At 61.2% G+C, this 7,752-nt stretch carries 5 protein-coding genes and 1 pseudogene; 3 read left to right on the top strand and 3 right to left on the bottom strand.

The window, feature by feature from the left end; all coding sequences use genetic code 11:
- Positions 1–441 precede the first annotated feature (441 nt).
- Both CAF70_RS14045 and CAF70_RS14040 read right to left on the bottom strand, forming a co-directional pair.
- On the bottom strand, positions 442–2,889 hold the full coding sequence (locus tag CAF70_RS14045) for an acyl-CoA dehydrogenase (protein ID WP_085625339.1): 2,448 nt from the start codon (positions 2,887–2,889) through the stop codon (positions 442–444).
- Positions 2,890–3,021: 132 nt separating this feature from the next.
- Complete coding sequence (locus tag CAF70_RS14040) at positions 3,022–4,536, bottom strand: hypothetical protein (RefSeq protein WP_143491602.1); 1,515 nt, start codon at positions 4,534–4,536, stop codon at positions 3,022–3,024.
- 171 nt (positions 4,537–4,707) lie between these two features.
- Between CAF70_RS14040 and CAF70_RS14035 the strand changes: the two genes are divergently transcribed.
- From CAF70_RS14035 to CAF70_RS14025, 3 genes are all read left to right on the top strand, one after another.
- A complete protein-coding gene (locus tag CAF70_RS14035; protein WP_085625337.1) occupies positions 4,708–5,331 on the top strand; it encodes a glutathione S-transferase in 624 nt (207 codons plus the stop codon).
- Positions 5,332–5,476: 145 nt separating this feature from the next.
- Positions 5,477–6,409 (top strand): ABC transporter ATP-binding protein, encoded by a 933-nt coding sequence (locus CAF70_RS14030; RefSeq protein WP_085625336.1) that lies wholly within the window; start codon positions 5,477–5,479, stop codon positions 6,407–6,409.
- A complete protein-coding gene (locus tag CAF70_RS14025) occupies positions 6,406–7,185 on the top strand; it encodes an ABC transporter permease (RefSeq protein ID WP_085625335.1) in 780 nt (259 codons plus the stop codon). The genes CAF70_RS14030 and CAF70_RS14025 overlap by 4 nt, the downstream gene beginning before the upstream one ends.
- Positions 7,186–7,194: 9 nt before the next feature.
- Here CAF70_RS14025 and CAF70_RS14020 read toward each other — a convergent pair.
- Positions 7,195–7,701 (bottom strand): annotated as a pseudogene (locus CAF70_RS14020) (DUF2062 domain-containing protein); the annotation flags it as partial.
- Positions 7,702–7,752: the final 51 nt, after the last annotated feature.

The following is a 7,752-nucleotide window of genomic DNA, read 5'->3' as shown; positions in this document are numbered from 1 at the left end:
GGGTGGTTGGAACAGGGGCGGAGTATACGCCGGTTGGGGGCGGGTTGGGGAACGCCATACACCGTGCCGGCCTCTTCGCGGGCTCGCCCGCTCCCACAGGGATAGCACCAGCGCCAGGCCTGTGCGATACCTGTGGGAGATCACCCAGCCCTTCGGGCTGCGCTGTCGCGCAGAGAGCTGAGTAGGCAGGCGCTCCGCTTACCCTGTGGGAGCGGGCGCGCCCGCGAAGAATCCAACGCGATGCATGGCACCGGCTGCGCCGGTGTTCGCGGGCACGCCCGCTCCCACAGGGTCCCTGCTAAATCAGCAAGTTATGTGAAGTTCTATGGGAGCTGGCTTGCCTGCGATGGGCCGCGAAGCGGCCCCGGCGATCTCGGATCAGAACCCCTGAACACTCTTGGCCTGCGCTGCAGCACCAAGTCGCGCATGGCAATCAGCGGATCAGCGCACCTTGCCTTGTTCTGGCAGTAACTGTTCCTTGTCGAAGGCATCTACATCGATCACTGCCCGACGCGCTTGTTCCGCGGCATGCAGCCGTTGCCCTTCATCAGGCTGCAATACGCCGCTTTCGATTGCCGCAGCAATGGCCGACTGCCCGGGGGCCGGCTGCACCTTGCCCTCCTTGATCGCCTGGTGCAGGGCCTTGTGCAGCGGCGCTGCCTCGTTCAGCAGGTCGCAGGCCCGCTGCAGTGCCGCCACCGGGTCACCGTCAGCCTGTGGCCTGAAGCAACCGGCAAGCAGCTCTTCCAGTGCCGGGTCACCCTTGCAGCGGCCGATAAGCCCCGCCACCTCGGCATCGAGTTCGTCGCTTGGCCCGCTATGGCGGCGGCCGAAGGGGAATACCAGCACCCGCAATACGCACCCGACAAAGCGGTTGGGGAAGTTGTCGAGCAGTTGGTCCAGGGCCTTTTCCGCCTCACCCAGGCTTTCTTCCATCGCCCAGCGCAGCAAGGGCTGCATGTGCTCTGGTGAACCCAGATCGTGGTAGCGCTTCAGCGCGGCACTGGCCAGGTACAGGTAGCTCAGCACATCCCCCAGCCTTGCGCTGAGGCGCTCGCGGCGCTTGAGCGCACCACCCAGCAGCATCATCGACAGGTCAGCCAGCAGGGCGAAGGCGGCGACCTGGCGGTTGAGGGCGCGGAAGTAGCCTTGGCTCAGGGCATCGCCCGGCACGCTTTCCAGGTGGCCCAGCCCGAGGTTGAATACCAATGTGCTGGCCGCGTTGCCGGCGGCGAACATGATGTGCTTCATCAGCAGATCGTCGAACTCGCGCAGCGCCTGGTCGCGGTCCTCGCGACCGGCCAGGGCCATTTCCTTGAGCACGAACGGGTGGCAGCGAATGGCGCCCTGGCCGAAGATCATCAGGTTGCGCGTAAGGATATTGGCACCTTCCACCGTGATGAAGATTGGCGCCCCCTGCCAATTACGCCCCAAATAGTTGTTCGGGCCCATGATGATGCCCTTGCCGCCATGCACATCCATGGCGTGCTGGATGCACTCGCGGCCGCGCTCCGTGAGGTGGTACTTGAGGATCGCCGACAGCACCGAAGGCTTCTCGCCCAGGTCGACGGCCTTGGCCGTCAGCAGGCGGGCACTGTCCATCAGCCAGGCATTGCCGCCGATGCGCGCCAGTGACTGCTGGATGCCTTCGAAGGCCGCCAGCGGCACATTGAACTGTTCGCGGATATTGGCGTACTGGCCGGTGACCAGGCTGGTGTACTTGGCGGCGCCGGTGCCCACGGCAGGCAGGGAGATGGAGCGGCCCACCGACAGGCAGTTCATCAGCATCATCCAGCCCTTGCCGAGCATGGCCTGGCCGCCGATGAGGAAACTCAGCGGGACGAATACGTCCTTGCCGCTGTTGGGGCCATTCATGAAGGCTGCACCCAGCGGCAGGTGGCGCTTGCCGATGTCCACGCCGGGGGTGTCGGTGGGGATCAGCGCCAGGCTGATGCCCAGTTCTTCCTGCTCGCCCAGCAGCTGGTCCGGGTCGTAGGCCTTGAATGCCAGGCCCAGCAGGGTAGCGACCGGGCCCAGGGTGATGTAGCGCTTTTCCCAGTTCAGGCGCAGACCGATGACTTCCTCGCCTTGCCACTGACCCTTGCACACCACGCCGGTGTCGGGCATGGCACCCGCATCCGAGCCAGCAAGTGGGCCAGTAAGTGCGAAACAAGGGATCTCCTCGCCGCGGGCCAGGCGTGGCAAGTAGTGGTCACGTTGTTCATCGGTGCCGTAGTGCAGCAACAGTTCGGCTGGCCCAAGTGAGTTTGGCACCATCACTGTGGAGGCCAGGTCGCCACTCCGGGTGGCCAGCTTCATCGCTACCTGGGAATGGGCGTAGGCAGAGAAGCCCTTGCCGCCATATTGCTTTGGAATGATCAGGGCAAAGAAACCATTTTGCTTGATATGCGCCCAGGCTTCGGGCGGCAGGTCCATGTCCTGGCCGATCTGCCAGTCGCTGACCATGGCGCATAGCTCTTCGGTAGGGCCGTCGATGAATGCCTGCTCTTCTTCGGTCAGCTTCGCTGCCGGGTAGGCCAGCAAGGTGCGCCAGTCGGGCCGGCCGCTGAACAACTCACCGTCCCACCACACCGTGCCCGCATCGATTGCCTCGCGCTCGGTTTGCGACATGGGTGGCAAGGTGCGAAGGAACCAGTTGAACACTGGGTCGGTGAATACCTTGCGCCGCCAGTCAGGCAACGCCACCAGGGCGATTTTCAGCGCCAGTACCCCCCATATCAGCGTCAGCAGCCAGCCGGGGACATGGCTGAATATGCCCATCAGCAGCACATAGGCCGCCATCATGCCCAGTATCTGCAAAGGTGCCAGGCGTTGATGCGTCAGGTACGCCGCGCCAATCACCAAACCCACCAACCACAACAGCCACATAGTCTTTCCTCCATGGAACCGGTGTTCGAAACCTTTGCCAAGAGCTTAGACGGCGGCTTGGCAAAGGCTTGACCTGAACAGTGACAAGGTGTGGCTGGAGGAGTTCGCTGCAAGGTGCCCGGCCCCGGGCAGTCAACCCTTGTTCCAGTGGGCCACGAAGGTTTCGGCGGTCATCAACGGCACGGGCACGATGATGTAGGCCCAGTACCATTTGATCGGGTCGTCCATCACGGCCTGGATTACGGTGAAGCGGCTGAGCAGGCCGGGTGTAAAGATACCGGTCTGGTCGACTTTGCCGTCCCCTGCCAGTACTTTCCATTCCGTCTTGCTGGCCGGTGCTTCTGTTTCTTTCCCGGTTTCAGAGTCGATATAACAGAAACGTAATTTCAATCGGCCCTGAACCAGTTCGGTCTTGAAGAAAAAGTTGGGGGCGGTGTTCAGTACCACGAAGGTTGAAATAAGGGGTACCAAGGCAAAACCGGTAATTACCCGGTCTATTCGCACCGGCTCTTCAAATGATGTTCTGGTTGCTGTTGGCTCTTGGGTCAGGCTGTTGTCGGCCAGGCAAACTTCCGGTTTGGCTGGCGCTGAGTATTCGCATGTGTAGCCATTGGGTTTCAATGAGCCGTGACCGCCACCATCCAGTTCCCAGCGAGGAGTAGCAGTACCTTGCGGCTTCACCTCTACCTTGTGGGCAGTGCTGCCGGCGCTGACCGCTGCGACCAGTGGGTCGGCATGGAAGCTCAGCGGTGCCTGGGGTTGTGCCTGCTGCGCATTGGCGTACAGGAACTTGTACGACATTTTGTGAACATGGTTTTCAATTACGTCAATTTTGTCACACAGCACATAGGATGGCGGTAGCAAGAGGTGCGCCAGGTCGGTGAAGTCGTTGTAGTAAATCGGGTCTGGCATTTCGGCATAGGGCATGTAGACCGCCAATTTATCCCAAGGCGTGCTGTCTTGCGCGGGGAAGCTCCCTTTGTCGCTGCTCCCGTTCACGATGTACAGAACGTGAGCGCCTGAAGTCGGGTGCTTGCGCAGGTAGAAACGCAACTGGGACAACAGCCAGCTGCTTTGTGCAGCGGCTTCAACGTTGTAGGGCTGAATGATGCGTTGCTCGTCTGATAACCCATCGAAACGTTGGCGAAAAATGTCTGCCAGTTCTACGTCAGGCTGCTCCGAACCCGTGGCCTGTATATAGAAGCTGGATTTTTTTTTATCCACTTTCAGCGTCAACTTTGCGCCAGGCCCTGCACAGTGGCCCACAAAACCATCCAGAGGGAATTCCTGGTAGAGGAACTGTGGTTCGTTCTTGGTAAACGCAACCACCCGGTCGAGGCTTGCCCTGGGCTTGCCACCAAATGTCGGTGCGGACCAGATGAAGTTGATATAGAACATCATGCGTGAGGTGACGCGCACACGGTCCTGAAGATACTGCACAAATGGCGTCGCAAGGTCGCAGATGACCTGCTCTCTGTTTGTGCTCCTGAGCCGCTCGTACTGAATGGTCTCGTGAAGCACGGGTGGCTTCGATCCGATCAGTCGCTCGCGCGCGGTATTGATTGTGGCCGCGTCGAATATGACGTGAATGCGCCAGCCGCGCATGTCGTGATCGGGTTGTATGGGGACCTGAGTATCCTCTTCCATGGTGAGGCCTCGCTGCGCAGATAAGTGAGGTAAGTGCAACACATGTAAAGCACCCTCACTACTGGCAGATTTGTCAGGTAGGCGGTGCCCGGTTGTAGCTGCGCGGTTTCGGCTGCAACCTGGAAGCTGTAGGGGTAGACTCTCCCTTCGTGTTCATTCAGGGATGTCGACATGCTGAAGATCTGGGGCCGCAAGAATTCGAGCAATGTGCGCAAGGCGCTGTGGATCGCCCACGAACTGGGCCTGGACTTCGAGTCGATCGACGCCGGCGGCGCCTTCGGAGTGGTCAACGAGCCGCACTACCGCGCCCGCAACCCTAACGGCCTGGTGCCAATGCTCGAAGACGGTGAACTTACCCTGTGGGAATCCAACACCATCGTCCGCTACCTGTGCGCCGAATACGGTGCAGAGCAGGGCTGGTACCAGGAAGACCCACGCCAGCGCGCCCTGGCCGACAAGTGGATGGACTGGACCACCTCATCTTTCGCTGCGCCATTCCGCCCGCTGTTCTGGGGCCTGCTGCGCACCCCGGAAGACCAGCGCGACTGGGTGGCGATCAACGCTGCGCACAAGCAGTGCGCGCAGTTGCTGGCCATCGCCGACGAAACCCTGGCCAGGCAACCGTACCTTTCCGGTGACCAGATCGGCATGGGCGACATCCCACTGGGTAGCTTCATCTATGCCTGGTTCGAAATGCCCATCGAGCGCCCGGCCATGCACCACCTGGAAGCCTGGTACGAGCGCCTCAAGGCGCGCCCGGCCTACCAGGCTGCAGTGATGACGGCGCTGACCTGATCGAACACCACGGCTGTTTCGATAGTCACTATCAATACACATGACTGTACTTGTGTGGCCGGGCCTTGCACCATTGGCCGCACTCACTGCGCCAGTGACGTTATCTGGCGTGTCCTGCACCTTATTCTTCGGTAAGTGACCCGCTATGAGTTCTGCCCTGTCCATCCGACAGCTGACCAAAACCTACGGCAACGGCTTCCAGGCCCTCAAGGGCATCGACCTCGATGTTGCCGAAGGCGACTTCTTCGCCTTGCTCGGCCCCAACGGCGCCGGCAAGTCCACCACTATCGGCATCCTCTCCACCCTGGTGAACAAGACCAGCGGCACGGTGAACGTGTTCGGTCATGACCTGGACCGCGAGCCTTCGGCACTCAAACGTTGCCTGGGCGTGGTACCGCAGGAATTCAACTTCAACCAGTTCGAGAAAACCTTCGACATCGTCGTGACCCAGGCCGGCTACTACGGTATCCCACCCAAGCTGGCCAAGGAACGCGCCGAGCAGTACCTGACCCAGCTGGGCCTGTGGGACAAGCGTGATGTGCAGTCGCGTTCGCTGTCCGGCGGCATGAAGCGCCGTTTGATGATTGCCCGCGCGCTGATCCACGAGCCGCGTCTGCTGATCCTCGACGAACCCACCGCAGGTGTGGACATCGAACTGCGCCGCTCGATGTGGAGCTTTCTCACCGAGCTGAACCAGAAAGGCATCACCATCATCCTCACCACCCACTACCTGGAAGAGGCTGAGCAGCTGTGCCGCAACATCGGCATCATCGACCACGGCACCATCGTCGAGAACACCAGCATGCGCCAGCTGCTGGGCAAGCTGCATGTCGAAACCTTTGTCCTCGATATCAAGCAGGACCTGGCCGCTGCACCGGTGTTGCAGGGCTACCCGTGCCGGCTGCTGACCCCGCACACCCTGGAAGTTCAGGTGGAGAAGGACATCGGCATCACCGCGCTGTTTGGCCAGCTGGCGCTGCAGAACATCGAGGTGCAGAGCCTGCGCAACAAGACCAACCGACTCGAGGAGCTGTTCGTGTCCCTGGTGGAAAAAAACCTGTCGAAGGTGGCCGTATGAGTGTGGAACTGCGCACCAACTGGGTCGCCCTGAACACCATCGTCTACCGCGAAGTGCGGCGCTTCTTGCGCATCTGGCCGCAGACCCTGCTGCCGCCGGCGATCACCATGGTCCTGTACTTCGTCATTTTCGGTAACCTGATCGGCCGGCAGATCGGCGACATGGGTGGCTTCACCTACATGGAATACATCGTGCCGGGGCTGATCATGATGTCGGTGATCACCAACTCCTACGGCAACGTGGTATCGAGCTTCTTCGGCAGCAAGTTCCAGCGTTCGATCGAGGAACTGATGGTGTCGCCGGTATCGCCGCACACCATCCTCGTCGGCTATGTGCTGGGCGGCGTGCTGCGGGGCCTGGCGGTGGGCGTGATCGTGACCTTCCTGTCGCTGTTCTTCACCCACTTGCAGGTGCACCACCTGGGCGTGACCGTGGCCGTGGTGCTGCTGACCGCCACCATCTTCTCGTTGCTGGGCTTCGTCAATGCGGTGTTCGCGCGCAACTTCGACGACATTTCGATCATTCCGACCTTCGTCCTGACGCCACTGACCTACCTGGGCGGGGTGTTCTACTCGATCAACCTGCTGCCGCCGTTCTGGCAGACCGTGTCGCTGGCCAACCCGGTGCTGCACATGGTCAACTCGTTCCGCTACGGCATCCTAGGGGTGTCGGATATCAGCATTGGCACGGCGATCACCTTCATGCTGGTCGCCACCGCGGTGCTCTACCTGGTGTGCGTGCGGCTGCTGGTCAGTGGCCGCGGCATGCGCGCCTGAGGCCTTGCACCGGCATTGGCGGCGACGCCATTGCCGGCCCACCCACCAGCGCCAATAAAGCATGGTGACGAAGTAGCCAAGAAGGCCCAGCACCACGCCGCACACCACCGAGCCGAGCAGGAAGGGTTGCCACAGCGTCGACAGCTGGTCGGTGATCCACTGGAAGGTCAGTTCGTCGGGCAGGGTACGCGGCGGCACTTGCATCAGCCAGGCGCCGGTCATGTAGGTGACGAAGAACACGGGTGGCATGGTCAGTGGGTTGGTCAGCCATACCAGGCTGACCGCAATTGGCAGGTTGCCGCGCACCGGAATGGCCAGCGCGGCGGCCAGCAACATCTGCGCCGGCATCGGGATCAACGCCGCGAACAGGCCCACACCCATGGCCCGCGCCACCGAATGGCGGTTCAGGTGCCAGAGGTTCGGGTCGTGCAGCAGCTTGCCGAAAAAGCGTAAGGACTTGTGTTCCCGAATAGTGGTCGGGTCCGGCATGTAGCGTTTGAACATTCGGCGCGGCATGTAGGCTCCCGGAGCGTTGATCCGGGCAGTATGCCCTTATTCCCGCTCAGC

Origin of the sequence: Pseudomonas sp. B19(2017), assembly GCF_002113165.1 — a bacterium.
Lineage (GTDB): Bacteria > Pseudomonadota > Gammaproteobacteria > Pseudomonadales > Pseudomonadaceae > Aquipseudomonas.
Note: the sequence above shows the minus strand (reverse complement) of the source record. Positions and strands in the feature narration are given on the sequence as shown.